This window comes from Arthrobacter sp. 10N44_2 (assembly GCF_056394385.1).
Genome location: NZ_JBFTHT010000011.1, coordinates 57820 through 82623, shown reverse-complemented (window position 1 = coordinate 82623; position 24804 = coordinate 57820). Strand labels below are relative to the sequence as shown.

Below are 24804 nucleotides of genomic sequence, written 5' to 3'. Positions count from 1 at the left end.
TTTTGCAGTTGTCAACGGGACGTCCGGCTTTACCTTGATCCCGGTCCCATGGCGAGGCACTTCACGTCACGACACGGGCTCTGTCAGCCGGAAAGGGCACTAGTTTCGTAGACTCGATGGGTTCGACAATGTCTCCTCTCCAGGGACAAGCCGCCACAGGAAGAGCCATCGATGAAGATTATCGTCCTAGTAAAGGAGGTCCCCGACACGTACGGGGACCGAAAACTGAACCTTGAAACCGGCCTCGCCGATCGAGGAGTCAGCGAGGCAGTCATTGATGAGATCGGTGAGCGGGCCCTGGAGCTGGCACTGACGCACGCCGACGCGAACGAGGGCACTGAGGTCGCGATTCTCTCCCTCGCCCCCGAAGGTGCGACGGCAACCATCCGCAAGGGGCTTGCGATGGGCGCGGGAAGCGCCACCCACGTCTCTGACGAGGCGCTCCGGGGTGCGGATCTTGGACTTACCGCTGAAACCCTCGCCGCAGCGATCCGCCGCATGGGGTTTGACCTGGTGATCACCGGCAACGTCTCCACCGACGGATCCGGCGGCATGATTCCCGCGATGCTTGCAGAATTGCTTGACGTGCCGCATGCCACCGGCCTCAGCTCCGTCGAGATCAGCGACGGTGCGGTGTCTGGCTCCAGGGCCGTTGACTCCGGCGTGCAGAAGGTCTCAGCCAACCTGCCCGCGGTGATCTCCATTACCGAGGCACTTCCCGAGGCGCGCTTCCCGAACTTCAAAGGCATTATGGCCGCGAAGAAGAAGCCCCTTGAGGTCCTGACCCTCGCGGACCTCGGGGTCACAGCCGACAATCCGGAGGCGGCGCGTTCGATCATGCTGACCGTTGCGGAGAGGCCCCCGCGCGCGGCGGGCGTGAAGATCATCGACGAGGGTGATGCCGGCGAGAAGCTCGCTGAGTTCCTGATCGAAAACCGACTGGCCTAAGGATCAACGACATGACTGAATTCCCTCGTGACGCAATCCTCGTCGTCGTGGAAGCCCGGGCATCCGGTGAACTCGAGAAGGCTGCGGCCGGGCTCTTCGGTGCCGCCGCTGCCGTTGGCACCCCGGTTGCATTGGTGCTTGCCTCACCCGGCGCCGGGAGCGCCGCCGCCGCGGAGGCCGCGGCCCTTGGTGCCGCCCGCGCACTCATCGCGGAGACCCCGGATCCTTCCGCGCTTGGGGTGCCGGGCGTTGACGCGCTTGCAGCCGCCGTGGAGCAGGTGCAGCCGGACGCCATCCTGATTTCGCATTCCCTGAACGGGCGCGACCTCGCCGGACGTTACGCTGCCCGTTCGCGTGCGGCGATTTCCGCCGATGCGGTCGGTGTGTCCCGTGATGACGAGGGCGTCGTGGCACAGCACTCCGTCTACGGCGGCGCCTACAACGTGACGTCGACGTCCACGTTTGGGGCACCGGTGATTACGGTCCGCCAGGGCTCCATCGAGGCGCGGGCGGCGGCTCAGCCGCAAGAGTCCGAGACCTTGGCCGTGACAAGCTCCGCGAAACCGGCCGCGCGGATCGACTCCTTCGAGGAGGCGCCTGCTGCCACTTCGCGGCCGGAGCTGCGTGGTGCCGCGAAGGTTGTCGCCGGTGGCCGCGGCCTCGGCTCGGAAGAACAGTTCGCACTCGTTGGACAGCTCGCCGATACCCTCGGTGCCGCCGTTGGTGCGTCGCGCGCCGCGGTGGATGCCGGCTACGTCCCGACGTCGCATCAGGTCGGCCAGACCGGGGTTTCCGTGTCACCACAGCTGTATGTCGCGCTGGGCATTTCCGGCGCGATCCAGCACCGGGCCGGCATGCAGACCGCGAAGATGATCGTCGCCATCAACAAGGACGGGGACGCGCCGATCTTCGAGGTCGCGGACTACGGTGTGGTCGGCGACGTCTTCAAGGTTGTTCCCCAGCTCATTAGCGCACTTGAGGCCCGGAAGAAGTAGCGATGGCAACTCTGTCTCGGTCCATCCGGCGGGGCCTGCCGCGCGTCGAAGGTGGCGAACCCTGGCCTCCAGCAGGCCAGGCGCCCGCACACATTGCCACGGCAGAAGCGGCAGAAGCGGCAGAAGCGGCAGAAGCGGCAGAAACGGCAGAAGCGGCCGATCTGTCGGCGTCAGTTTCCGCGGTGGAATCGGCCGCTGCCGCCGCGCCCTCCGCCCCGGCTGCTGTCGAGGAAACGGCGCCGGGTGTGGCGCTGTCAGCGCCGGTCCCGGCGGTGATTCCAGGCTCCGCGGTGGTGCGGCAGCTTCGCCGCGGCCTGCCGCGCGTGCCGGGCGGCGAACCTTGGCCGCCGGCGGGAGGGGCTCCGGTACCGGCGGCGGCGCCTGCAGCTGCTCCGGCAGCCGCGCCTGCCACACGGACGACGGGAACCGCCTCGCTGCGTCGCGGGCTTCCCCGTGTTCCCGGTGGCGAGCCGTGGCCGCCGGCTGGGCTTGCTCCGGCGGTCGCTGCCGCCCCTGCGGTGCAGACGCATCCCGAACGCGTTGCCGACGCTGTCCCTGCCCCGGCTGCCAGCGTGGTGAAGGCCGACGTCGAGACGGAGCCCTCGGCGTCGAGTGCACCCGCACCCGCACCCGCACCCGCACCCGCGGCCGCCGCCGTCCCGGCGCCCGCACCCGCACCCGCGGCCGCCGCCCCGGCGCCCGCGGCACGGCCCGCCGCCGTCGAAAAGCCCGTGAAGCCCAAGGCCGAGGCAAGGCTCTACGGCTCACGTACCCTGGGCCAGTGGATCAAGCTCGTCGTGCTCTTCGGCGTCGGCGGAGTGGCCGCCGCAGCGATTCTTGTGCTCGCCGCGCGCGGCGTGACGACGCTGCCGGGCGTGCCCGAGTTCCTGGAGAGATACCCCGGCGCGTATGACCTGCCCGATACGGTGGAGCCCGGCTTCCCGTGGTGGGCACAGTGGGCGCACTTCCTGAACATCTTCCTGATGGTGCTCATCATTCGCTCCGGCTACCAGGTGCGCATGCAGCAGAAGCCGCCGGCGTACTGGACGCCGAAGCGCGGTGGCAAGAAGATCAGCATCAACCTGTGGCTGCACCAGTCGCTCGACATTTTGTGGCTGGCCAACGGGCTCATCTTTGTGGTGCTGCTGTTTGCCTCCGGCCGCTGGATGAGGATCGTGCCGAGCAGTTGGGAGGCCGTCCCGAACGCGCTCTCCGCGCTCCTGCAGTACATGACACTCGACTGGCCCGTTGAGACCGGCTGGGTGAACTACAACAGCCTGCAGCAGATCATGTACTTCGTGGTGGTCTTCATCGCGGCCCCCGTCGCTGCGATCACGGGTGCGCGCATGAGCGAGTTCTGGCCGAAGAACGCGAAAACGCTGAACAAGGTCTACCCGTTAGAGGTTGCGCGCGCGGTGCACTTCCCGACCATGCTGTTTTTCGTGCTGTTCATTCTCGTCCACGTGTTCCTCGTGTTCGCGACCGGTGCGCTGCGCAACCTGAACCACATGTTCGGCGGCACCGACGTGGTGAACTGGGTCGGGTTCTGGCTCTTCGCGGCCGCCATCGCCATCACGGCGGCCGGATGGTACGCCGCCCGCCCGCTGGTGCTCGCGCCCATCGCGAAACTGTTCGGCCAGGTGAGCAGCCGCTAGGCCGGAATTCCCACGTTCAGCGGCGCAGCAGGTAATCGGCCACACCGTCGGGATTTGCCAGGGCGAGGAGATGGCCGCCGGGCAGGACGTCGGGCTCTATGCCGAGGCGTTCGCGGGCGAGCCGCTGTTGGAAGTCCAGCGGAAAGAAGCGGTCTCCCTCTCCGGTCAGGACGCGGGTCGGGATCCCGGGCCAGGCCGTGAACGTGCAGACCGATTCGAACACCGCCTCTGCTTCGGGGCGTTGATGCGGTTCGCCTTCCGCGGCCACTTTCGGCGGAACGTCGTGCAGGAAATAGGTGTCCGTGTCGAACTCGGCACTGTACCCGTGGGCCTGGGCCGCGCTTTGCTGCGCCGCAGCCCAGCCGGTGTTTCCCCACCATGCGCCGGGGGTCTCGCCCGGTAAGGGGATCATCGCATTCACGAGGACAAGCCCGGCGACGGGGGCTTTTTCGCACACGAGCGGGGCGGTGAAGCCACCCAGCGACTGCGCAACGAGCACCACGTCCTGGCGTCCACCGACGGCTTCGAGCACCAGGCGCGCGTACTCGGGCAGCCCGGCGCTATCATCGTCGCCGGGCAGATCGACAGCGACGGCTTCGTGGCCGGCCCCCTGCAGCAGCGGAACGATGCGGCTCCAGTACCAGGCCGCGCCGCCCGCTCCGGGGATCAGGACGAATCTGCTCACCGCAGCACCAGCCAAACCACGACGGCGGGACCCCGGGTCCGGACCGGCAGGCGGCGGCCGTTCGGCCGTCTTCGGTTCGATGCGGATCTCATCTCCCCATTGTCACCCCGCCCGCGTCGACTCCGGCACCCGCAATACCCCCACCGCTGCCACCAGATACGGCACCGGGTCCGGGTCCGTCCCGGCGGCCCACTGCATCCAGGCCTCGAACGTCGCGCCGATCAACGCGGCACACAGATACCCCGCGACGTCCCCAGAGACGCCCGCTGACACCAGGTAGGCCCTGGTCCGCTCGCGCTGCGGCGCCAGGGACTCGTAGCTCCGGCTGGCCAGCTCGGGGTGCTCGGCGATCAGCCGCAGCCGGCCGCGCGTGACCGCCAGGTCGGGCAGGACAGCAACGCCGGCGACCGCCGCGTAGCGCAGCCCCGCCAGGATGTCGCCGTCGGGACCTTCAACGCGGGCCGAATCCAGTACCAGGCCCGAGGCCTCGACCACCGGCTCCATGCCGCCCCAGACGAGCTCGGCCTTGCTGGAGAAGTACCGGTACAGGCTCTTGCGCCCGATTCCCGCCGCGCGGGCGATGTCCTCCATGGAGGTCTGCTCGTAGCCGCGCTCGGCGAACAGGCGCAGCGCGATCGCGGCCACTGCGTCGGGATCAATCGTCACCGGCCGCCCGGCGGAGCGCGGGACAGCGGTGGTCACAGCATCCGAAGGCATCCCACCAGTATTCACCCTTACATAATGACACGGAGTGTCATAAGCTGGGCGGCATCACCGTCAGCAACGTCTGGAAGGACATCATGGGCAACGAAGCTTCATGGCAGGAAGCCACCACCACCGGCCGGTTCGCCGGCAAGACCGTCATCGTCACCGGTGCCGCCTCCGGCATCGGCCAGGCCACCGCCCTGCGGATCGCCAGGGAAGGCGGCCGCGTCATCGCCGCCGACATCAGCAAGGAACGCCTGGATGACCTCGTGGCCGAGAACGCCGGCCTGGACCTGGTCCCGGTGGCCGGCGACATCTCCACCGAGGAGACCGTGGCCGCCGTCGTCGCTGCCGCCGGCGGACGCATCGACGCGCTGGCGAACGTTGCCGGGATCATGGACAACTTCGCCCCGATCCACGAGGTGGACGACGAGCTCTGGGACCGCGTCTTCCGGATCAACGTCACCGCCCTCATGCGCCTGACCCGCGCGGTGGTGCCGCTGATGCTGGACGCAGGCACCGGCTCCGTGGTCAACGTCGCCTCCGAGGCCGGCCTGCGCGGGTCCGCCGCCGGCGCCGCCTACACCGCGTCCAAGCACGCCGTCGTCGGCCTGACCAAGAACTCGGCCGTGATGTACGGGCCGAAGGGCCTGCGCTTCAACGCCGTGGCCCCCGGCCCCACCATCACCAACATCGTGGCCAACTGGGGGTCCCAGCTCGCGGCCGAACGCCTCGGCCCGCTGATGCAGGCCACCGTCCCGACGCCCGCCACCGCCGCGCAGCTCGCCGCGTCCATCACGTTCCTGCTCAGCGACGACGGCACCAACATCAACGGCGCCATCCTCGCCTCCGACGGCGGCTGGTCCGCGCTGTAGGGGAGCGGCATCAAACACATACGGACGACGGCGGGAAGTCCCGCCGTCGTCCGCGTTCCTGTAGGAGGGGAGCGCACCGAGGAACCCGGGCGTTCGTATTGGCTGCGGCCGGAAGGGCCTGTTTCTACGGTGCCGACCGCCGTAGGCTATGGGCATCCACCACATCGAGGAGGCACTCATGCGCACGGCAGCACCCAAGAACCAGGCCGACCAGATCCGCCATCTTTCAGAGAATCTCATCTCTCAGCTCACCGAGGGGAGGGAGTGGGCCACTCCCGGAGTCGAGGCGGCATTGAAAAGAGTGGTGGCCGGGCTCGATGCCGGGATTGAATCTGCGTCTCCGAGGATCCAGACCGGACTACGGCGGCTCGCTGACGACCTCGCCGGTGGAGTGGAAACTCTGGCTCCCCGTGTTCAAGAGGGCCTGAAACGGGTTGCACCGAGTGTTGTCACGGCACCCGCGCGGGCTAAGTCGCGGCGGACGGCGTCCGGGAAGGCCTGGGTGATTGCCGGAGTGGCGGCCGTCGCGGTGAGCGCGGGAGTCGCGGCCTGGCTCTATTTTCACCGTGCGGATAACGAGCCGGTGCCGTCGGTGGATGCGCAGCGAACCAGGGGCGTGGACCCCGACCTGCGCGCCGTCTCCACAGAGGACCAGACCTGAGGGACCCTACGACACCTGGGAGCCATCCGCGTCCGACGCGGACAGGCCCGTCAATCCTCATGCGCTGGCAAATACCTATGGCGCTCTCCCCCCACCGGGTTAGCTACAAGACCGTCGACGCGTTCAAGGGATGGCGGGCCGCAGAGTCATGTGCTGTGGGTTCAGCAGGGAGGAGCGGACGACGGCGGGAAGTCCCGCCGTCGTCCGCACTGTGTGGGTCTGGTTTCGTCGGCGTTGAGGCGCATAGCGTTGTGCTGCCGTCTGATTCGGCGGGAGCATCCGGAACAACATCGCCTACGGCCGCCTGAGCCTCGCTCGTTGACCCTGGATTATGCAGGCAGAGCTAGTTCCTTCTCTCCGTCGATTAGGGCGCCGTCATCTTGCTGGGATGGCCGCATTGCCGCAACTGCGCCGCCTGCCACCAGGACTACGACGCCGACGCCCATGTACAGCATGGACGCTGTCCAGTGCGCGTCGAGCAGGGCTCCCGTGATGAGCGGAGCGACGATGGCACCAACGCGGCCTATCCCGATGGCCCAGCCCACGCCGGTGCTCCGGACGGAAGCGCCATAGAGCGCCGGGGTAATTGTGTACATGCCCGCGATGCAGCCGTTGATGAGCATGCCGACAACGCCGCCCGCGACGAAGGCGAGGACGAGGATACCCGCGGTGGAAATGAACATCACCATGGTGGCCGCCGACAGGACGGCGAAAATGACCATCACCTTCCGGCTGTTCCAGCGGATGGTCAGCAGTCCATAGAGCAACGACCCGAAGGTGCCGCCTAAGGTCAGCATCAGCCCGCCGACGACTCCCTGGCTTTCGGTCATGCCGGCCGTGACGAGGAGCCGCGGGGTCCAGCTGTTCACGAAGTAGAAACCGAACATGGTGGCAAAGAAGGCAAGCCAGACGAGCCAGGTGGAGCGGCGGTTGCCGGCTGTGAACAGTTCGGAGACCTTGTTCCTGCGATCATTCTTGGCCGCCACTGCGGGCAGTTCGGTGACGGCGGGCTGTCCGATCTTGCGCGCGATCCTGTTCAGGCGGTCCAAGACATTGCGGGGACGCCGGTTAGCGAGGAAGTCCACAGACTCGGGCAGAAGGACAGCGAGCAGTACGAAGACGGCGGCAGTGCAGATGCCGCCGAATAGAAACACAGAACGCCAGCCGAAGCTGGCCTGCAGAGTCACCGCCGCTGCGCCGCCGAGCGTTGCCCCGATGCCATATCCCGCGGTGTAGATGCTGATGGCCAGACCGCGCCAGCGCTTGGACGAGTACTCGCTGGCGATGACATTTGTGCAGGCGAGTATCCCGCCGATACCGAGGCCCGTGACCACGCGCCAAATCCCGAGTTCCACGGCAGAGTGCGCTACGGAGGCCAGCAGCATCCCGGCAGTTGCGAGACCGACCGAAATCAGGACCATGGGCCGGCGCCCGATGACATCGGCAAAGGGCGCGAGGCCCAGCGAGCCGATGGCCATCCCGACCAGTCCGGCGCTTAGCAGGATACCCAGTTCGGCGCCGCTAAGGCCGAAGTCCCGGGTCACGCTGTTGGCGGTGAAGGCCATGGCCAGCACATCGAAGCCATCGAGGGCGTTGAGGACGATGCACAGGCCCACGATCAGCCATTGATACAGAGACATACGGGACGCGTCGATGCGTTCTTGAAGTTGCATGGGACTACTTTCTAGAGGCCACGGACGGTCCGGGCAGATGCTGAAACTGAGGTGCAGAAGATCTGGTGGCTCTTCTGGAGGCGGAGGCCGGGCCTCGTCGTTGAAGGCTGGCAGCCGGGAAACTATCTATACTGATAGGTAAATGTGGCGCGGGACACAGCATAACTATGAACGTAGTTAGTTGACAAGGGGTTTAATGGAGGCGGCGCCCGGCCCTGCCGCAAGGCATCGGCAGCAGGGCGCCCTGACGGAGAGGATCGGTTACGGGTGAGTTTGCGTTATGCCCTGCTTGCGCTGCTGACGTCTCAGCCCCTCACGGGCTATGACGTTTTCAAGCACTTTGAACAATCCGTCGGCTACGTCTGGCACGCACCGGACTCGCAGATCTATCCCGAACTCCGGCGAATGGAAAAGGATGGCCTGCTGAGCGGAGTGGAAGAGCCCTGGGGCAAGAAAGGCAAAAAGAAGCGCTATCACATCACTCCGGAAGGAGTCGAGGCTTTCCGGGCATGGATGAATACCACCCTGGACTACGCCCGGGAGCGTGACCCGATCCATCTTAAGGCGGCCTACCTTGAGTGGGCCGACCCCGAAGCCGCGCGAGCGCAGATGCGCGCCCATATTGCCTATCACTCCTCCCGCGCGCAGCAATGGCAGGACATGGTTGCCGCCTTGGAAGACCGGAGCAACCCCACGCTTGCGCGCCGCCTCGAGGCCGCGCCTGAGGAGGACCGGGCCAAGATTGCCGGCTACAAAATCTTCACCTATGAAGGCATGATCGAACGCGCCAAAGCGGAGATCGAGTGGGCCAGGCGCGGCCTGGAACTGATAGACAAGCTCGAGTCTTGAGTGCCGAAAGGCCCGGACGCCCGCCCGGGTGTCCGGGCCTTTTGCCGTCCCCTTCTGCGGTTCGCTTATGGGGGCAGCTGGGGGGCCTTGCCACTACCTATCAACATAGTTATGCTGTGATCCAAGCCACTACCTATGAGCATAGGTATACCGTGAGGGGAAGGATCGATCATGACCGCGCTGATGCAGTCCATGAGCTCTACAACGAACAAAGTGCTTGGTTATCCGCTTAACGCCTGGTATGTCGCCGCGTGGGACCACGAGGTAACCCGCAAGCCGATGTCGCGCCGGATTGCGGACCGCCCGCTCGCCCTGTACCGCACCGAGGATGGCAAGGCAGTGGCGCTGGCGGACGCCTGCTGGCACCGCCTAGCCCCGCTGTCCATGGGCAAGACCCTCGGCAAGGACCAAATCCAGTGCCCGTACCACGGCATTATCTACAACTCCGCCGGCCGCTGTGTCTCCATGCCCGCCCAGGAAACCATTAATCCCAGCGCCACCGTACCGTCTTTCCCCGTGATCGAGCGCTACCGCTATGTGTGGGTGTGGCTGGGGGATGCCACCCTCGCGGATCCGGCCCTTATCCCGGACATGCACCAAATGAGCTCGGATGATTGGGCCGGTGATGGCGAGACCATTTTGGCGCCGTGCAACTACCAGCTCGTTCTGGACAACCTGATGGACCTCACCCATGAGGAATTCGTCCACTCTTCCTCGATCGGCCAGGACGAGCTGAGTGAGTCCGATTTCGTCGTGACCCATGACGACAACACCGTCACGGTATCGCGCTGGATGCTCGACATCGAGGCTCCGCCGTTCTGGCTCAAAAACATGCGGGACAAGTTCCCGGGTTTCGAAGGGCGGGTTGACCGCTGGCAGATCATCACCTTCCAGTCGCCCTCGACCATCAACATCGACGTCGGAGTAGCCAAGGCGGGCACTGGCGCCCCCGAAGGCGACCGCAGCCAGGGCGTCAACGGCTTCGTGATGAACACGATTTCGCCGGAAAGCGCCAAAACATGCCACTACTTCTGGGCCTTCATGCGCAACTACCGGCTGGAAAGCCAGCTGATCACCACCCAGCTGCGCAACGGCGTACACGGCGTGTTCGGCGAGGACGAAGAAATGCTGGCGGCCCAGCAGAATGCTATCGACGCCAACCCGGACTACGAGTTCTACAACCTCAACATCGACGCGGGCGGCATGTGGGTGCGACGGCTGATAGAGCGACAACTCGCCGCCGAAGGCCGACTGATCCCCACCGCCTGACCCGATCGCCCGATCCCAGGAAGTTAGAAGAAGACATGGCTGCAACGAACATCGAAGTCTGGCAGATCGGCACTGTGGTCGAGGCGGAGGACATTACCGCAAAGACCCGGCGCCTGGTCCTGGAACAGTCCAGGCCCATGAAAGCCGAGCCGGGCTCGCACATTGACGTGATGGTCTCGATCAACGGCGAGCAGCACAGGCGCTCCTACTCCATCGTCGATTCGAGCGGGGACGGCCGACGTGTGGCGATCAGCGTCTTCAGGGCCCCTCAATCCCGGGGCGGCTCCCACTTCATGCAGGCCCTAGAGCAAGGCGACCGGGTGGAGATCACGCAGCCGCTGCAGAATTTCCCTCTGCGGATCGGCGCTCCGCGCTACGTCCTGCTGGCCGGCGGGATCGGCATCACCGCCATGATCAACATGGCCCGGGTGCTCCGAAACATCAAGGCCGACTACACCTTCGTGTACGCCGGCCGCAGCCGCCCCGCCATGGCCTACCTGGCGCAATTGGAGCAGCTGCATGGCGACGCGCTGCGAGTCCACGTGGACGATGAAGGCACAGCACTCAACGTAGATGAGCTGCTGGCCACGATTGAGCCGGACACTGAGTTGTACATGTGCGGCCCCATCCGGCTCATGGACGCCGTCAAACGGGGCTGGGATGCCCGGGCGCTCAACGTGACAAACCTCCGCTACGAGACCTTTGGCAACAGCGGCTGGTTCGACCCCGAGGAGTTCGTGGTGCGCGTGCCTCGCCTGGGCGTCGAGGCAACCGTCCCCGCCGGAAAGTCCATGCTGGAAGCGCTCGAGGACGCCGGCGTCGACATGATGTTCGACTGCCGCAAGGGCGAATGCGGACTGTGTGAAGTGCGTTTGCTCGGCCTGCGGGGCTCCATCGACCACCGCGATGTCTTCTACAGCGAACGCCAGCAGCATTCCGCAGCCAAGATGTGCTGCTGCGTCTCCCGGGCCGTCAGCTTAAAATCCGGCGCCCGTGCAGACTCGGCAGCCTCCTGTGCCATCGTCACAATCGACGTTTGAGTGCCCACAACTCCGCCGCTCGGGGTGGACCTGGAGTCCGCTGGCGAACCTGGATCACTCCCCGCTTTCTACACTTCGACGGCCCCGCCCGTGGACACTCCGCTCAGGGTGTCAATGTAATCGAGCGTTTTGGGACTGACATGCCGCACGGCCCCAAGAGCCTCCCGGAGAACGGCTCTGCTGGCGTCGTCACCAAGTGCTCCTCGGAGTTCGACTACAGTCTCGATGCCCTGGCTCTCGAACACGCGCGTCATGTCCTCTACCTGGGCGAGACGGCCAGGGGAAGGCCAGCTGATAACTTCGGAAAGCGTCCCGGTATCGAGGCGCCGCCGGAATCCACTGGTCGTGGCGGCATCAGGCCATGCCCCGACCAGAGCGACAACGCGCGGCCTGACGGTCGCGTGGTAGTTCTGTCGTCGCTGCAGGGTCGCATCGACAACGATGGCCCCGATGTGGTCCCAGCCACGGCTGACTTCGATCGAGTCGTCTGTGCCGTGAGAGTCCAATTGCGCGGGGAGGTTGGCAGCATCATTATCGATAGTCATAGGTGAATACTTCCATGCGACAGCAGTGAGCGTGCGGCTGCGGCAGCCCAGATCGGAGCGAAACCATTCCGCTATCAGCAGTCCTGGCTGCCGTCCGACTGCCGGTTATGTGCGTCCGCCGGCGGGATTCATCCGGGTGACTGTCGTCTGATGGAAGCTGAAATTCGATCCTCCATTGCTCGAACGCCGCCAACCGCCGCGGGCCCCATCTGCTGCCTTGCGCGGTTCACCGCGTCGCGGACTTCGCGACGCACTACCCGTTCATTCTGGCTCGACGACTTTTCTCGCGTTTCCCTGGCTAAATCGAGCAGAGCCTGCGGAGCGTAGTGATTGACGCTCATGTCCGTGAGCAGGGGTAGCTGCACTCTCAGATCCTGTTCGATGGCGGTGCGGAGCGGGCCCAACCGAAGCAACTGAGTGAGGAAATCCGGGCTCAACACCGGCGACGCAGGCGCTTGCGGGCCAAGGCGCTCCCGGAGGTGGTCCTTCATCTTCATGGCTGTTCTGTCGAACGTCAGCCACCATGCAAGGTAGCCCATGGGTGATGGTCCAATCGTCCGCCGATACTCGATGACGCCGACTGAGTTTTCGACGTCGTGGGCAACCAGGCGAGACCGCGTCCCTTGCTCGGCTCCGTAGTCACCTCGTTGACGCCTTCTCTCGTGAGTCTCATTCCATAGTTCCTGAACCGCACCCCGGAGTTCGGTCGATGCGGCATTCGAGTGCTCAAGAAGACTCTTGGTCTCGATAGAGAATTCGTCGGCAAGGTAGTCGCTGACGTCCTGCAACGGCTGTTCTCGTCCACAGATGTTCCGTTGCCAGTCCAGGAATTCGGTCTCCGGTCGGCCCGAGAGCACGAAGGCCGAATAGAGAAAGGGCACTCTTCCTGACCAAGTCGACGTTCTGTTGTGACCATAAGCAACCGCCAGGTTGAGGTGTCTTTCAACTTCTTCAACGACTCCGTCCGTTACATATAGGAGCAACCCTGCGTCGACCGCTGCGCGCATCAGAATCGTAAAGTGGCGCTCTTCCGGATCGTCTACCAGGCTCTCTCCGATAAGGGGCAGGATCGCGGTGGTGTCCATCCATATGTCGCCTTCACTGAAGACGTTGAGCACGACTTTCTGGACGTCCGGGGTTTGTTTCAGGAACGCGAAAAGCGTGTATGCGTCGGCTAGTCGCCGAAGATGCGACTGTGTTTGCGGCGAAGGCTGTTCCAGTAGGTGCATTATGGCCGCGGCCGCGGCATCAGAACTGAGCTCACGGATGCCACCATTTGCTGTGATTCGGTCCGCTATGGCTACAGGGCTGAGTTGGAACGGTGCTCCTGTTTCCACGGCTTCGGCAAAAGACTCACCTCGTTCCAGGAGTGTTTCTTCCAAGACTGTTCGCAGTTGCCGAGAAATCTCGGTCAACTGTGCTTCGCTCAGTGCCTTCGGTGCTTCGACGGCTCGAACCGCCGCAATGAGTTTCGCATCGAGGGCAGCTTCATCAAGAAGGAACTTGGCCGTCTGATCATTTATCCTCTTGGCCTCCTCAAAACTGAGATGGTACGTGTCCTCGGCCCCGGACGCTGATTTGTGTTGCTTGATGGGGCCCTTCCGAGACAGGCGGTTCAATGCGCTCAGGGTCAGAGCATCGACCTGCCCTCGCTTCCCCACGGGCATGCGGAGGGCGACGCCATCTTTGATTTCGCTAAGGCTGAGCCTGTTGTATGTGTTCGAATCGTGAAGCGCCGCCAAGACCAATGACTCGAAGCAGCTCTTGGTAAGACTCTGATCGGTTGCCTGATCTTCGCCGTCGAGAGCCAAGTGCAGCACCGCGACCTTGCTCTCATCGGCGGTCAAGGTCGATATTCTTTCGAGGACCCCTCGTTTGGACAGGAGCGGATCCACAAAGCGCTGAGCCAGCTCTTCACTGGCCACTCGTCGTTGCGGATAGGACTTCTCACGGTCCACAAACCACGACCGGTCCCGGATGTCTACGGTTATATTCCGATCACGTCGGGACTCTTCCCTGAGTTCATCGGCAGCCGGACCAATCACCTGGTTAGTCAGGTAGATCATGGTGCTGACCGAAGGGAAATTCCTCTTGAGGGTGTCCAGCGTGCTCGCAATTTTCGACTTCCAACCCGCCGTGACAGAGTACTGAAATGCAACTTTAGGCACCCCATCAATCGTGAATATTTCGGCGTCTCTACCCTTGTCTCCGTTCGGAGCCGCCATCGTCCGCAGGGCCGGATATTCGACGGCTAAGAACTCCGACGCGAACGATTCGAATATCTCCCAGTCTCCAGGGCCAATCCGTTCTAGGGCGAGAGACAATCGCGGGTTCGGCATGACCGAATCATAACCACCACAAACCTCCCTTGAACATCGCCCCAAAGATCGATAGCCGATTGATTTTCGGGGGAGCGGCGGCCCGGTTCCGGTGCTTTGCCTCGCGAGCTGCTTTGGTTAAAACTTCCGCGCGGAATCACGTGTAAACAGCCCGTTGACTTTCGCGTCTCCTGCGAGGACCATGACGAGTGAAAGTCAATGATGGGGGGGATAACTCAAAGTTCTGACCTGCCGAAAATATGTATGTGTGCCGATTATTCCCGCGCCAAATTTTAGGCTGCTGCGGAATATCACTTACGCCGAAGCTCGTGCTTCCGCGTCTGTTAGACAGCTCCGAATCTGGGGATCAACGGAGAGAAAATGATTAGCAATTCCTTTAAGCCGGCTGCAGACGCGCCCGGTGTTTTTACATCTGAACCTCTAGCGTCCGGCCAGAGCGATCGAATTCGTGCAATGGTGCACGGTCGGGCAGCACTGTTAACAGCCGAATGCGATGCAGAACGCAAGACGCCAGATCTCGTGGTCTCAAGGACAGCGAGCCCTGGGTTTGACGCAGCTGCGTTCAGTCTGTCGGGTATATGGGACGCGGCTAAGGACCTCACCGGTCGCGCTTGGGACGCAATTAACGATGTTCTGACTAACGAGGGCGGCGGCGGCGGTGGCGGTGGCGGTGGCGGCGGTGCTCGCATAATAGCGAGCACGGACGCAGCCGAAATCGTCACAATCACTCGAGCGCCGGCATTGTAGGTAAACGAGACCAAACGCAACGGACGACGGCCGGGAGTCCCGCCGTCGTCCGCTTGTGCGAAGGTGCCGCTGAGCCGCCGGGCGGCTATTTGGGGCGGGCGGCCAGGGCGGATGCCAGGCCATGGCCGCACCCTGCCCTCAGCCGCGGGCACCCGCCCTTCGAACGAGCTCATCGCCAGCCGGTCCGACCATCTAAGTCGCCGTCCTCGTAGGACTCAGCCCGACGCTCCTTCCCATCCGGGCGCGAACAAGGAATAATCTTATTGATCAGTAGACTTACTAATTTGGTTGCGACTGAAGGAGCGAATGTGAGGGCACTTACCTGGCAGGGAAAGCGGTCGGTCAGCGTGGAGATGGTTCCGGATCCGGTCATTGAGAAGGGGACGGACGCCATCGTCAGGATCACCTCATCGGCCATATGCGGCTCGGACCTCCACCTGTACGAGGTCCTTGGCCCCTATATGAAGGCCGGCGACATCCTGGGGCACGAACCCATGGGCGTCGTTGAGGAGGTCGGCTCCGAGGTCAGGAACCTCAAGCCGGGCGACAGGGTGGTCATCCCCTTCAACATCTCCTGCGGCCATTGCTGGATGTGCAAACAGGGGCTGCAGTCCCAGTGTGAAACCACCCAGGTCCATGCCCACAACAGCGGGGCGAGCCTGTTCGGGTTCTCCGAGCTCTACGGTTCGGTCCCCGGTGGGCAGGCGGAATACCTGCGCGTGCCCCACGCCGACTACGGGCCGATAAAGGTCGGGCACGAACTGCCTGATGAGCGGTACCTCTACCTCTCCGATATTCTTCCCACCGCCTGGCAGGGAGTGAAATACGCCGACGTCCCCGCCGGCGGCACCCTGGCGGTCTTTGGTCTCGGCCCGGTGGGGCAGTTCGCCAGCCGCGTCGGTCGACACCTGGGTCAGCGCGTCATCGCCATCGAGCCGGTTCCGGAACGCCGCCGCATGGCCGAGCGGCACGGGGTGGAAACGATCGATTTCACAAAGGACGTCAGCGACCAGCTTCGCGATATGACGGATGGAAGGGGCCCCGACGCGGTCGTCGACGCCGTCGGCATGGAAGCGCACAATTCGCCCGTCGGCGCCTTTGCGCAGAATGCGGTGGGGCTCTTGCCGGATGCCTTGGCAAAGAAGGCCATGGAGACTGCGGGTGTAGACCGCATGACGGTTCTCCATGCAGCGATCGACTCCGTGCGCCGGGGAGGCACCGTTTCGCTAAGCGGGGTGTACGGGGGTACAGCGAGCCCCATGCCCCTGCTGAGCATGTTCGACAAGCAGATCCAACTCCGGATGGGCCAGTGCAACGTCCGCCGGTGGACGGACGAGCTGCTCCCGCTCGTGGAAGATTCCGCAGACCCGCTCGGCGTCATGGACCTGAAGACTCACGAGGTCGACCTCGACGGTGCCGCGGCCGCCTACGAGATCTTCCAGAAAAAGGAAGACGGCTGCATCAAGGTGGTCCTGAAGCCGTAGCGAAGATGTCCCCGCTCCGGGAGATCTCCTCAGGTCTTCCGTCAGCCGGACCCAAGCGCAGCTGGGCTCCCCATTAGACAGGAACGGGAGCCCAGCTAGGCGACCTCGGTGAAAAGAAATCCCTCCGTCGTCCGCTTGTGTGTTAAACGGCCGCTATTCGCCGGCGGGCTGGAACAACTCGACAACGTTCCCGGACGGGTCCTCCAGCAGGATCTGCTGTCCGCCCGGGCCCTTGACAATGTCGTTCCGGAACGAGACGCCCGTGGCGCGCAACCGCTCCACTTCGGCCGCGATATCGCCCACGATGAGGTGAATGCGGTTCCAGCCTCCCGGGACGGGCACCGTGCCGTCCGGCATGGGACGGCCTGCCGAGCTGGCCGGCCCGCTCAGGAGGAGCCGCAACCGGCCGCGGGTGACGTCTGCGAACGCCGGCGCGGCGCTCATCCTGACGGTGAATCCGAGATGGGTTGTATAGAAGTCGACCGCGGCATCGACGTCGGCCACCATGTACCGGACGCTGACCAGCTCCGTAAGGTCGTTGGGCATTTCCAGCTCCTTTCCGAATTCGTTTGGGAGTACCCGATGTCGATAGATCACACTGTGGATCGGTTTGGCACCCGGCGCAAGCCCACGACGGCGGGAGGTTCGCTACGCCCGGGAGCCGCCGGGGCCGGACTCCAGCAGCCCGCCGCCGGCCCAGCGCCGGAGCGCGAGCTTTTCGGCGTCGTCGAACTCCATGAGGGCCAGCCGGCACAGCTCTTCCACGTTTCTGGTCCACGCGGCAGCGAGTTCCGCCGCTGAGATGTCCTCTGCGAGGGAGCCGCCGGCGTACACCACGCCCTGGATCACGAAGTTGACGGCAGAGCGGGACACTGGCTGCCCGGCCGCCACGCAGTCGTCCCGGACGGAGCGTGCCAATTCGCTGCGGTTGCCCGAATGGTCGCGCAGCTTCGCCGCCAGGGACAGGAAGACCTGTCTGAACTGTTCTGCCGACAGCGCCGGAACGTCCGTGACCCGGGTGACCTGCTCCTCGATCGCGGGCCGGGCGTCGGAGGCCAGCGAGGAGGGCTCCGGGGAAAACCGCTTCGCGTCCCACACCCAGCCGGGCGACGGCGTGGACGAGTATTGGATGCCCTGGCCGATCTGGGCGATCCAGGCCCCGAACTTGCCGTGCCCGCCCCAATCGGTCTTCAGCGACGGGTCCGCGGTCAGGGCCCGGTGCGCCGCGACCGCTCCCGTGACCGGACCCGGCGCGGCCTGCACCAGGGCCCGGACCTCGTCGGCGGCCGACGTCGCGGACCCGGGAGTGCCCTGGGCGGTGCGGAGCGGGGTGCCAAGTCCGGCGGACGGGACCATGCGGGGGATGCCGGCCGCGGTCCCGTTGAGGATTGCCACGAAGTCGTGGGACTCCACCACGCTGTCCGCCATCTCCCGGTATGCGAACGCCACGGCGCCGGCAGCGATGACGGTGGTCATGCGGTCGGCCGCCCGGAACCGCTGGACCAGCGAGGTGAAGTCGGCGTCGGCAGACGCGACGAAGAACTCCTCAATATGTGCCGCGCCGGCCAGGGCATCCATTGCGTCCAGCACCAGGTTGATGTCGGTGCTGGACTTGCCCCGTTGCGTCAGGGAGGGGCAGTCGATCACGCGGAAGCCCGCGCGGGTCCAGTACGGCCGGTACTTGGAGTAGATCACCGGATTGAGGTAGCAGTTGCGGATCAGGAAGCGCCGGGATTCTTCGCCCGCGCCGCCGGCGGCCAGCGCCTCCGTCCAGTGCTTGGGGTCCTCGGCGAACCTCTTCGCGGCCGCCGGGTCCAAGGCCATCAGGCCGGTTTAGACGTTGTCGAAGTCCACGAACATCGCGGCACGGATGCCAGGCCGCCGGGACTGGGGGAGGGGATCACTCATCGGCTCAGTGTGCCAGCAGGAGGGCGGCGCGTGCCAGGGGTGACCGCTTGGTTGCCCAGTTGCCGTCGTGTGCCGGACCTCATGGCGGGAACAGGAGGTCCATACGTGTATCCGGGATCGGCCGCGCGCGCAGGAACAGCTTGCTACGGCCAGTTTTCGGCTGTAAGCATCCCCGCCAGAAACCCCGCGTGACCTGCGAAGACGCATGTCCAGGCCCGCGGCCCACCGGACTAAGATGGATCCACGTCGTCGAAATACATCCTTGTAATATGGGAATTTTCGTGGGGCGGCGCCTGCAGGCGCCGGACGGATTTTTCTGGGCCCGAGGCCCGGACGAATTGTGCAGCCGTCGGTCTCGATAGGTGGGTCCATGTGTGAATTGGAAGAGCAGGTTGGCCGATGATGTCCGGTGCGGCAGCGCGCAACAACGTCCAGGTGCATGGGCCAGAAGACGGCCCGGCGCTGGTGTTCGCCCACGGGTTCGGCACCGACCAGAGCATGTGGGGCAAGATTCTGCCCCGGTTCACCGACCGCTACCGGGTGGTTCTGCTGGACCATGTGGGCTCCGGCGGCTCCGACCAGTCCGCCTACGATTCGGCCACCTACTCCACCCTTGACGCCTACGTAGATGACCTGGTGGAAGTCTGCGGCGAACTCGACCTGCAGGACGTGACCCTCATCGGCCACAGCGTCGGGTCGATGATGGCCGTCAGCGCGGCCGCCCGGGACGCAGGGCGCAGGTTCGGCCGGCTCGTGCTGGTCACGGCCTCGCCGAGCTATCTTGACCACCCCGAGGACGGCTACGTGGGAGGGTTCACCCGGCAGGACATCGACGACGTCTTCGAATCCCTGGATGCCAACTATGTGGTCTGGGCCGAGTCGATGGCCCCCGTCTACATGAATACGCCGCACGCTCCCGAACTGGAGCATGAGATCCAGGGCAGCTTCGGGCGGATCAGCCCCCGGGTTGCCCGTGACTTTGCCCGGGTGGCGTTCCTTTCCGATGTCCGGCACCTGCTCGGCGAGGTCACCATCCCGGTGCTGGTCCTGCAAAGCACCGACGACGTCGTCACGCCGGACCACGTGGGAACCTACCTGCACCTCGCGCTCCCGAACAGCACCCTGGTCCGGCTTGCGGCCACAGGCCACTTCCCGCAAAGCAGCGCGCCGGCGGAAACGTCTGCCGCCATCCTCGAATTCCTGAAGCCGGCATGACCCGGACCAGCACCACGGCCGTCGACTACGGGCAACTCTTCCACCAGGCGCCCGCCGGCTACATCGTTGCCGGTACCGACGGGACCATCCTGGCCGCGAACGCCACCTTGTGCGCCTGGACCGGAATCCCCGAAGGCGGCCTCGACGGCACCCGCCTCCTGGACCTCATGCCGGCCGGGGACAGGCTGATGTACCGGACGCACGCCGGGCCGAAGCTGGAACGCGACGGGCACCTCGCCGAACTCTCGATCGAGCTGTTGGGACAGGACGGGCAGCGCAGGCCCGTCCTGCTGTCCGTCACCCGGACCGTGGACGGGGCAGAACCGAGGGATTTGATGATCTTTTTCGCTGCCCCCGAGCGGCGGCGGTATGAGCGCGAACTGGCCAGCGCTCACCGGCAACTCGAGGATGCCGAGGCGGACCGCGCCGCGCTCCTGCGGGAAGCCCACCATCGGGCGCTGCATGACCCGCTGACCGGCCTACCGAACCGGCGGCACCTCGAGGAAAACCTGCTGGGGGCCCTGGCCAGCGCCGGCGAACAGCGGAACCGCGTCGGCGTGCTCTTTTGCGACGTCAATAAGTTCAAGCAGGTCAACGACACCCTGGGCCACGCGGCCGGCGACCAGGTCCTGGAACACGTGGCGCTGATGCTCTCCCAGGCCGTGCGCGGCGCGGACACCGTCACACGCTACAGCGGGGACGAGTTCGTTGTCCTGATCCCTCGGCTGGAGCACGCGGCGGAGCTCGAGGCGGTTGCGGAGCGCGTCCGGAGCTGCCTGGCCGGCGCCATCACCATCGCGGGGAGCGAGCTCCGGCTGGGCATGTCCGTTGGCCAGGCGGAAACGGCTGTCCCGGCGGACGCTGATCCGGCCGCGCACAAAGAACTGGCCACGGCCCTGCTGCTGGCCGCAGATCAGGACATGTACCGGGTCAAGACGGAAATGCGCGGGGCCGTGGGCGCCGGTTGATCCGCGGGCTTAAACGCCGAACGACGACGGCGGGACGTGGGTCCCGCCGTCGTCGTTCGGCCTTGCTGCCTGGAACCCGGGCTTTAGGCGCCGTGGTTCAGGCTGAGGGTGAAGGTGTTCGGGCCGCTGGCGTGGACCGCGATGTTGCTCTTGGCGGTGTTGTGGCGCTCGGAGAGCTCGTGGACCAGTGCGTCCAGCTCGTGGTGCATGGTGGAGCGGTCCCAGAGCTTGTGGGTTACAGAGTTGGCAGTTTCAAACGTCATTGTTCAGTGCTTCCATTTCATGAATCCGGATGTCCGGCTGCCGCACCGATGCGGAGCCGCCGTAGGGGCCAAACCAGGAACGCCTGAGACCGTGGGCAGCTCTGCGAGCTCACCGGTTTGGCCTCATTGCGTCCACCAGGATGGGTGCCCGGCGTTTACTGCGGACGCGGAACGTCGCGGGAAATCGTCAGGCTGCACCGGCAGGAACGTCGCAGTCCCTGCCTCGCCTTTCCATAGTGCACAGCGCCGCGCTGGCTGCTCAAGCCAGATGGCGAAATTTACGCGTGAGACTCATCACAGCCCGTTGCGGCGGAACGTGAACGGCGACGACGGCACCCGAGTCCAGCGCGGACGGTTCAGTGCGGTCTAGGGACGGGACCGCTTCGACCGAAAATGCGGAGGGTGGATGTGCATGCGACTCAGCCCCCGGGCGGGGGCCGGAGAGACCGGCACCGGTCCGCCGGGCTCCGGTCCCGCTGCGGCAGCGGCCCGTCCGTAGCGGGCAGCCAGCGGTGCGGCGCTGAAGCCGTGGGCCAGGACGCTGAGCAGTACGGTGGCGGCGATGACGGCCACAGCCTGATCGGACACTGGTCCAAGGGCTTCCAGCGCCAGCAGCGCGAACACCAGGGACGCCAGTCCGCGCGGGCCGAACCAGCCCACGAACAGGACGGTATTCCGGTCGAGGCCGGCGCCAATTGAGGCCAGCGCTACCGGCAGCATCCGCACCACCGTGAGGCTGAGCACGGCATAGGCGACGGTCAGGGGGAGGGAGTGCTCCAGCATGATCGGCACGGTGATGGCTCCGAAGGCCAGCCACACGAGCAGGGACACCAGGCCGCTCATCTGCTCAACGAAGGCCAGTTCGGCCGGCCCCCGTTCCCCGGCGCAGGTGCCGAACGCCAGCCCGGCGCAGAACGCGGCGACGAAGCCGTTGCCGCCCACCGCGAGTGCGGCGCTGTAGGAGAGCAGGCTCAGGGCCAGGACGCCGATGCCGGCGAAGTCCTCGGTTGCGGTCCCGCGCCGGCGGGCCAGCTGGAGCAGCCACCCGCCCGCGGCGCCGGCCGCTGCGCCGACGCCGGCGCCGATGAGCAGCTCCATGGCCGCGCTGCCTGGGCCTTCGGCGCTCTCCAGGCCTGCTGCGGCAGCCGCGCCGGCGATGGCGAGCATGACGACCGGGGTGGCGATGCCGTCGTTGAGGCCGCTTTCGACCGTGATCAGCTGGCGGATCCGCGACGGCACCGCCGGATTCGTCACCACGGGTATTCCGAGTGCGGCGTCGGTAGGGGCAAGCGCAGCGCCGACGAGGAGGGCCAGCCAGAACCCGAACTGGGGAAAGAACCAGGCGGCCAGGGCCCACCCGAACACAATCGTCAGCGGCAGGCCGACTCCCAGCAGCCGCACGTAGCGGCTCACGTCCCGGCGCAATTGCTGGAGCGGCAAGCGGGCGGCGTCGGAGAAGAGCACCCACACCAGGGTGACCTCGACAACCGGGGTGATACTCGCCAGGGGCGACGGGCCGCTGACCAGCCCGGACCAGGCCAGGGCTGCGCCGACAGCGGTGAACACAATGGGAGCGGTCAGGTCCGCCTGCTGCAGCCGCGCCGACACCAGCGCCCACGCGAACAGGAGGGCGGTGATGAGGACAATGACCGTCAGCTCCATGACGGATCGGCGCCCGTTTCCGTGGGCGCCGCGTGAGGGTGGCCCGATTCCAGCAGCCGGGTGGGTCCGCCCACAGGGATCACGCTCCCTCCGCCGATTGCACTAAACGTTCCCCTGCAGTTCAAGTTAATCCGCCGGCCCGGGACCGCGCCAGAGAACTAAGCCCTGTCCTGGGGGACTTCCTCGTGGAGATCGACGTCGTCGCCGCGATTCCCTAGCGGGCGCTTGGGGCGGGGCTTCGGGCTACGGACTGGGGGAGGGGCTGGGGGACCCGGTCCCGGATGGAGCGGTGGTGTTCCCGGGCAGCGTGGGTGACGGGCTGGCGGAGGCAGTCCCGGATCCGGGCGTCGCGGGCATGTACGACTGGTATTCGGGCAGCGTGGAGTCGAGGACCGGAAGCTGCAGCTCGGCCGACTTACCTGTGGAGTCCTCGCTCACCCGGACCGTGACCAGGGACCCGGGGGATCCCGTGGTGGGGTCCAGCATCATGGCCGGAGGCTGGGCCAAAGACGTTTCGCCGTTGGCCTTGACCGGAATCGATACCGTCGATCCGGAAGCGCCGGAGATGGTGACAACCGCGTCTTTGGCGGACGTGTTGAATACGGTGCCCATGATCCGTCCGGGCTGGTCCGCTCCGTGGGAGAGGATGAGCATGTCCGCCAGCTTCATCGGACCGACCACGGTGTTGATCCCGTTGGTCGCCGGCGTGATCTTCGTGGTTTCCGCGGGGTTGTCGGAGGAGCAGCCGGTTCCGGTCAGCAGCAGCACCCCCAACGTGAGGGCGGCGATCGCAGATCTGAATCCTGCCAGCAGGGTGGTGGGTGCCACGGCCGGCTCCTCTCGGCAGAAGCTGTCCGGTCACCTCCGATTATCGTCCCGGGCGGCGGGAAAATCGACCCGCCGTCGCTCCTGGTGGCCACCCAGCGGGCGGCGCCCGGCGGCGGCGCCACCGGCCGGCCTGAAATGCGCCTTGAGTTCGAGGATCCCGGGGGCCGGACCCGGCTGCGCCTCGGACGACCCCAAACGAGGATTCTTTACTGATTTGCGGATCAGTTTCCCCATAATTGCCGCAAATAGGTGATTATGGAGGTATGCCGAAAATCCGCATTTCCGAAGCAGCACGATTTCTCGGGGTCAGTGACGACACCGTCCGGCGCTGGACCGAGAATGGGATACTGACCCCGGTCAAGGATGACTCCGGCCGGCTGGCCGTGGACGGCCTGGAACTTGCCCACCTGGCCCGCGACCAGGCACAGCTTCCCGATGACCCCACCAAGATAGGCCGCTCCGCCCGCAACCGGTTCGTCGGCCTGGTCACGGGCATCACCGCTGACAAAGTCATGGCACAGGTTGAGCTGCAGTGCGGGCCCTTCCGCGTCGTGTCCCTGATGAGCAGCGAAGCCGTCCGGGAACTGGGCCTGGAACTTGGATCCGTGGCGACCGCCGTGGTCAAAGCCACCACCGTCATCATCGAAACGCCCCACGGAAAGAGCCTCATATGAGGACCGCCCGCAAGCACGTCCCCGCACTGCTGGCGGCCGGCGCCCTGGCCGCGGGCCTGGCCGGCTGTGCCGCCGGCACGCCCGGGGCAGCCGGAACCGCCTCCAACTCCAGCGCCGGGGCCAGTGAGACCCCCACGCTGTCCGGAGCGATCACCGTTTACGCCGCGGCCTCGCTGAAATCGACCTTCACCAAGCTGGCCAGCGACTTCGAGGCGAAGAACCCCGGCACCAAAATCACTTTGAACTTTGCCGGCTCCTCGGACCTGGTCACGCAGATCACCCAGGGCGCCCCGGCCGATGTCTTTGCCTCCGCCGACACCAAGAACATGACCAAGCTGACCGATGCGAAACTGATCGACGGCGCCCCGGCCAACTTCGCCACGAACGTCCTGGAGATCGCGGTTCCGCCGTCCAACCCGGCATCGATCAGCTCCTTCGCCGACCTCGCCAAGCCGGGCGTGAAGGTCGTGGTGTGCGCACCGCAGGTTCCCTGCGGCGCCGCGGCCGAGACCGTCGAAAAAGCCACCGGCACCACCCTGGCGCCGGTCAGCGAGGAATCGTCCGTCACGGATGTCCTGGGCAAGGTCACCTCGGGTGAGGCCGACGCCGGGCTGGTCTATGTCACGGATGTCAGGAACGCCGGCGACAAGGTCAAAGGCATCCCCTTCGCCGAGTCGGACCAGGCCGTAAACACCTACCCGATCGCCACGGTCGGCACGAGCAAGAACAAGGAGCTCGCCGCTGCCTTCGTCGCCGCGGTCACCGGCAGCGAGGGCAAGACGGTCCTGAGCGACGCCGGATTCGGCACCCCGTAAA

General features: G+C 65.5%; 23 protein-coding genes. 13 read left to right on the top strand and 10 right to left on the bottom strand.

Features of this window, described 5'->3' with window-relative positions; all coding sequences use genetic code 11:
• Nucleotides 1-171: 171 nt before the first annotated feature.
• Genes AC1DBX_RS13125 through AC1DBX_RS13115 form a run of 3 tightly spaced genes read left to right on the top strand, consistent with a single transcriptional unit; the run spans nucleotide 172 to nucleotide 3598 of the window.
• Entirely contained in the window at nucleotides 172-948 is a 777-nt protein-coding gene (locus AC1DBX_RS13125) for an electron transfer flavoprotein subunit beta/FixA family protein (protein ID WP_476857587.1), read from the top strand.
• An 11-nt stretch (nucleotides 949-959) separates the two neighbouring features.
• Complete coding sequence (locus tag AC1DBX_RS13120) at nucleotides 960-1943, top strand: electron transfer flavoprotein subunit alpha/FixB family protein (protein WP_476931931.1); 984 nt, start codon at nucleotides 960-962, stop codon at nucleotides 1941-1943.
• A 2-nt stretch (nucleotides 1944-1945) separates the two neighbouring features.
• Nucleotides 1946-3598: a cytochrome b/b6 domain-containing protein gene (locus AC1DBX_RS13115; protein ID WP_476931930.1), complete on the top strand. Its 1653-nt coding sequence runs from the start codon at nucleotides 1946-1948 to the stop codon at nucleotides 3596-3598.
• Nucleotides 3599-3614: 16 nt separating this feature from the next.
• Here AC1DBX_RS13115 and AC1DBX_RS13110 read toward each other — a convergent pair whose 3' ends face one another.
• Nucleotides 3615-4283 carry an alpha/beta fold hydrolase gene (locus tag AC1DBX_RS13110; RefSeq protein WP_476931929.1) on the bottom strand — a complete coding sequence of 223 codons (669 nt, stop codon included), beginning with the start codon at nucleotides 4281-4283 and terminating at the stop codon, nucleotides 3615-3617.
• A 102-nt stretch (nucleotides 4284-4385) separates the two neighbouring features.
• On the bottom strand, nucleotides 4386-5000 hold the full coding sequence (locus AC1DBX_RS13105) for a TetR family transcriptional regulator (protein WP_476871407.1): 615 nt from the start codon (nucleotides 4998-5000) through the stop codon (nucleotides 4386-4388).
• Nucleotides 5001-5083: 83 nt separating this feature from the next.
• On the opposite strand from AC1DBX_RS13105, the gene AC1DBX_RS13100 reads away from it, so the two are divergent.
• Both AC1DBX_RS13100 and AC1DBX_RS13095 read left to right on the top strand, forming a co-directional pair.
• Nucleotides 5084-5863, top strand: a complete 780-nt coding sequence (locus AC1DBX_RS13100; protein WP_230009129.1) for an SDR family NAD(P)-dependent oxidoreductase — start codon at nucleotides 5084-5086, stop codon at nucleotides 5861-5863.
• 178 nt (nucleotides 5864-6041) lie between these two features.
• Nucleotides 6042-6524 (top strand): hypothetical protein, encoded by a 483-nt coding sequence (locus AC1DBX_RS13095; RefSeq protein ID WP_476871405.1) that lies wholly within the window; start codon nucleotides 6042-6044, stop codon nucleotides 6522-6524.
• Between the two features lie 329 nt (nucleotides 6525-6853).
• On the opposite strand, the gene AC1DBX_RS13090 is transcribed toward AC1DBX_RS13095, so the two are convergent.
• Nucleotides 6854-8197, bottom strand: a complete 1344-nt coding sequence (locus AC1DBX_RS13090) for an MFS transporter (protein ID WP_476871404.1) — start codon at nucleotides 8195-8197, stop codon at nucleotides 6854-6856.
• A gap of 267 nt (nucleotides 8198-8464) precedes the next feature.
• Between AC1DBX_RS13090 and AC1DBX_RS13085 the strand changes: the two genes are divergently transcribed.
• From AC1DBX_RS13085 to AC1DBX_RS13075, 3 genes are all read left to right on the top strand, one after another.
• A complete protein-coding gene (locus AC1DBX_RS13085; protein WP_476849676.1) occupies nucleotides 8465-9046 on the top strand; it encodes a PadR family transcriptional regulator in 582 nt (193 codons plus the stop codon).
• Between the two features lie 171 nt (nucleotides 9047-9217).
• The gene (locus AC1DBX_RS13080; RefSeq protein WP_028277775.1) at nucleotides 9218-10315 is read left to right on the top strand and encodes an aromatic ring-hydroxylating oxygenase subunit alpha; all 1098 of its coding nucleotides are present in this window, start codon (nucleotides 9218-9220) and stop codon (nucleotides 10313-10315) included.
• 35 nt (nucleotides 10316-10350) lie between these two features.
• Nucleotides 10351-11355: a PDR/VanB family oxidoreductase gene (locus AC1DBX_RS13075; RefSeq protein ID WP_476871403.1), complete on the top strand. Its 1005-nt coding sequence runs from the start codon at nucleotides 10351-10353 to the stop codon at nucleotides 11353-11355.
• A gap of 68 nt (nucleotides 11356-11423) precedes the next feature.
• Here the strand turns inward: AC1DBX_RS13075 and AC1DBX_RS13070 are convergent, their stop codons facing one another.
• Together AC1DBX_RS13070 and AC1DBX_RS13065 are read right to left on the bottom strand one after the other, a co-directional pair.
• Entirely contained in the window at nucleotides 11424-11900 is a 477-nt protein-coding gene (locus tag AC1DBX_RS13070) for a hypothetical protein (RefSeq protein ID WP_476858103.1), read from the bottom strand.
• A 128-nt stretch (nucleotides 11901-12028) separates the two neighbouring features.
• Nucleotides 12029-14239 carry a hypothetical protein gene (locus tag AC1DBX_RS13065; protein ID WP_476931928.1) on the bottom strand — a complete coding sequence of 737 codons (2211 nt, stop codon included), beginning with the start codon at nucleotides 14237-14239 and terminating at the stop codon, nucleotides 12029-12031.
• Between the two features lie 1055 nt (nucleotides 14240-15294).
• On the opposite strand from AC1DBX_RS13065, the gene AC1DBX_RS13060 reads away from it, so the two are divergent.
• Nucleotides 15295-16470, top strand: a complete 1176-nt coding sequence (locus AC1DBX_RS13060; RefSeq protein ID WP_230010888.1) for a zinc-dependent alcohol dehydrogenase — start codon at nucleotides 15295-15297, stop codon at nucleotides 16468-16470.
• A gap of 153 nt (nucleotides 16471-16623) precedes the next feature.
• Here AC1DBX_RS13060 and AC1DBX_RS13055 read toward each other — a convergent pair whose 3' ends face one another.
• Together AC1DBX_RS13055 and AC1DBX_RS13050 are read right to left on the bottom strand one after the other, a co-directional pair.
• Nucleotides 16624-17016, bottom strand: a complete 393-nt coding sequence (locus AC1DBX_RS13055) for a VOC family protein (protein WP_476873420.1) — start codon at nucleotides 17014-17016, stop codon at nucleotides 16624-16626.
• A 102-nt stretch (nucleotides 17017-17118) separates the two neighbouring features.
• Complete coding sequence (locus tag AC1DBX_RS13050) at nucleotides 17119-18294, bottom strand: NYN domain-containing protein (protein ID WP_476931927.1); 1176 nt, start codon at nucleotides 18292-18294, stop codon at nucleotides 17119-17121.
• A gap of 483 nt (nucleotides 18295-18777) precedes the next feature.
• Here AC1DBX_RS13050 and AC1DBX_RS13045 point away from each other — a divergent pair, with 483 nt between their 5' ends.
• Together AC1DBX_RS13045 and AC1DBX_RS13040 are read left to right on the top strand one after the other, a co-directional pair.
• Nucleotides 18778-19593, top strand: a complete 816-nt coding sequence (locus AC1DBX_RS13045; RefSeq protein ID WP_476931926.1) for an alpha/beta fold hydrolase — start codon at nucleotides 18778-18780, stop codon at nucleotides 19591-19593.
• Nucleotides 19590-20561 (top strand): PAS domain-containing protein, encoded by a 972-nt coding sequence (locus tag AC1DBX_RS13040; RefSeq protein ID WP_476873417.1) that lies wholly within the window; start codon nucleotides 19590-19592, stop codon nucleotides 20559-20561. The genes AC1DBX_RS13045 and AC1DBX_RS13040 overlap by 4 nt, the downstream gene beginning before the upstream one ends.
• Before the next feature lie 83 nt (nucleotides 20562-20644).
• Here AC1DBX_RS13040 and AC1DBX_RS13035 read toward each other — a convergent pair whose 3' ends face one another.
• The 3 genes from AC1DBX_RS13035 to AC1DBX_RS13025 all read right to left on the bottom strand — a co-directional run bounded on the left by AC1DBX_RS13035 (nucleotide 20645) and on the right by AC1DBX_RS13025 (nucleotide 23314).
• Nucleotides 20645-20824, bottom strand: a complete 180-nt coding sequence (locus AC1DBX_RS13035) for a hypothetical protein (RefSeq protein ID WP_018775517.1) — start codon at nucleotides 20822-20824, stop codon at nucleotides 20645-20647.
• A 366-nt stretch (nucleotides 20825-21190) separates the two neighbouring features.
• A complete protein-coding gene (locus tag AC1DBX_RS13030; RefSeq protein WP_476873416.1) occupies nucleotides 21191-22486 on the bottom strand; it encodes a cation:proton antiporter in 1296 nt (431 codons plus the stop codon).
• A gap of 243 nt (nucleotides 22487-22729) precedes the next feature.
• Nucleotides 22730-23314, bottom strand: a complete 585-nt coding sequence (locus AC1DBX_RS13025) for a hypothetical protein (protein WP_476858112.1) — start codon at nucleotides 23312-23314, stop codon at nucleotides 22730-22732.
• A 263-nt stretch (nucleotides 23315-23577) separates the two neighbouring features.
• On the opposite strand from AC1DBX_RS13025, the gene AC1DBX_RS13020 reads away from it, so the two are divergent.
• Both AC1DBX_RS13020 and modA read left to right on the top strand, forming a co-directional pair.
• Nucleotides 23578-23988: a TOBE domain-containing protein gene (locus AC1DBX_RS13020; RefSeq protein WP_223913528.1), complete on the top strand. Its 411-nt coding sequence runs from the start codon at nucleotides 23578-23580 to the stop codon at nucleotides 23986-23988.
• Nucleotides 23985-24803, top strand: coding sequence for a molybdate ABC transporter substrate-binding protein (gene modA / locus AC1DBX_RS13015; protein WP_476931925.1), 819 nt, complete (start codon nucleotides 23985-23987; stop codon nucleotides 24801-24803). Before AC1DBX_RS13020 ends, modA begins: the two co-directional genes overlap by 4 nt.
• The last annotated feature ends 1 nt before the right edge of the window (nucleotide 24804 follow it).

Excerpts from the sequence above, each read along its gene's own strand:
- AC1DBX_RS13125 (WP_476857587.1), top strand. The coding sequence starts at position 172 with ATGAAGATTATCGTCCTAGTAAAGGAGGTCCCCGACACGTACGGGGAC.
- AC1DBX_RS13120 (WP_476931931.1), top strand. The coding sequence starts at position 960 with ATGACTGAATTCCCTCGTGACGCAATCCTCGTCGTCGTGGAAGCCCGG.
- AC1DBX_RS13115 (WP_476931930.1), top strand. The coding sequence starts at position 1,946 with ATGGCAACTCTGTCTCGGTCCATCCGGCGGGGCCTGCCGCGCGTCGAA.
- AC1DBX_RS13105 (WP_476871407.1), bottom strand. The coding sequence starts at position 5,000 with ATGCCTTCGGATGCTGTGACCACCGCTGTCCCGCGCTCCGCCGGGCGG.
- AC1DBX_RS13100 (WP_230009129.1), top strand. The coding sequence starts at position 5,084 with ATGGGCAACGAAGCTTCATGGCAGGAAGCCACCACCACCGGCCGGTTC.
- AC1DBX_RS13095 (WP_476871405.1), top strand. The coding sequence starts at position 6,042 with ATGCGCACGGCAGCACCCAAGAACCAGGCCGACCAGATCCGCCATCTT.
- AC1DBX_RS13090 (WP_476871404.1), bottom strand. The coding sequence starts at position 8,197 with ATGCAACTTCAAGAACGCATCGACGCGTCCCGTATGTCTCTGTATCAA.
- AC1DBX_RS13080 (WP_028277775.1), top strand. The coding sequence starts at position 9,218 with ATGACCGCGCTGATGCAGTCCATGAGCTCTACAACGAACAAAGTGCTT.
- AC1DBX_RS13075 (WP_476871403.1), top strand. The coding sequence starts at position 10,351 with ATGGCTGCAACGAACATCGAAGTCTGGCAGATCGGCACTGTGGTCGAG.
- AC1DBX_RS13070 (WP_476858103.1), bottom strand. The coding sequence starts at position 11,900 with ATGACTATCGATAATGATGCTGCCAACCTCCCCGCGCAATTGGACTCT.
- AC1DBX_RS13065 (WP_476931928.1), bottom strand. The coding sequence starts at position 14,239 with ATGCCGAACCCGCGATTGTCTCTCGCCCTAGAACGGATTGGCCCTGGA.
- AC1DBX_RS13055 (WP_476873420.1), bottom strand. The coding sequence starts at position 17,016 with ATGCCCAACGACCTTACGGAGCTGGTCAGCGTCCGGTACATGGTGGCC.
- AC1DBX_RS13050 (WP_476931927.1), bottom strand. The coding sequence starts at position 18,294 with ATGGCCTTGGACCCGGCGGCCGCGAAGAGGTTCGCCGAGGACCCCAAG.
- AC1DBX_RS13045 (WP_476931926.1), top strand. The coding sequence starts at position 18,778 with ATGATGTCCGGTGCGGCAGCGCGCAACAACGTCCAGGTGCATGGGCCA.
- AC1DBX_RS13040 (WP_476873417.1), top strand. The coding sequence starts at position 19,590 with ATGACCCGGACCAGCACCACGGCCGTCGACTACGGGCAACTCTTCCAC.
- AC1DBX_RS13035 (WP_018775517.1), bottom strand. The coding sequence starts at position 20,824 with ATGACGTTTGAAACTGCCAACTCTGTAACCCACAAGCTCTGGGACCGC.
- AC1DBX_RS13030 (WP_476873416.1), bottom strand. The coding sequence starts at position 22,486 with ATGGAGCTGACGGTCATTGTCCTCATCACCGCCCTCCTGTTCGCGTGG.
- AC1DBX_RS13020 (WP_223913528.1), top strand. The coding sequence starts at position 23,578 with ATGCCGAAAATCCGCATTTCCGAAGCAGCACGATTTCTCGGGGTCAGT.
- modA (WP_476931925.1), top strand. The coding sequence starts at position 23,985 with ATGAGGACCGCCCGCAAGCACGTCCCCGCACTGCTGGCGGCCGGCGCC.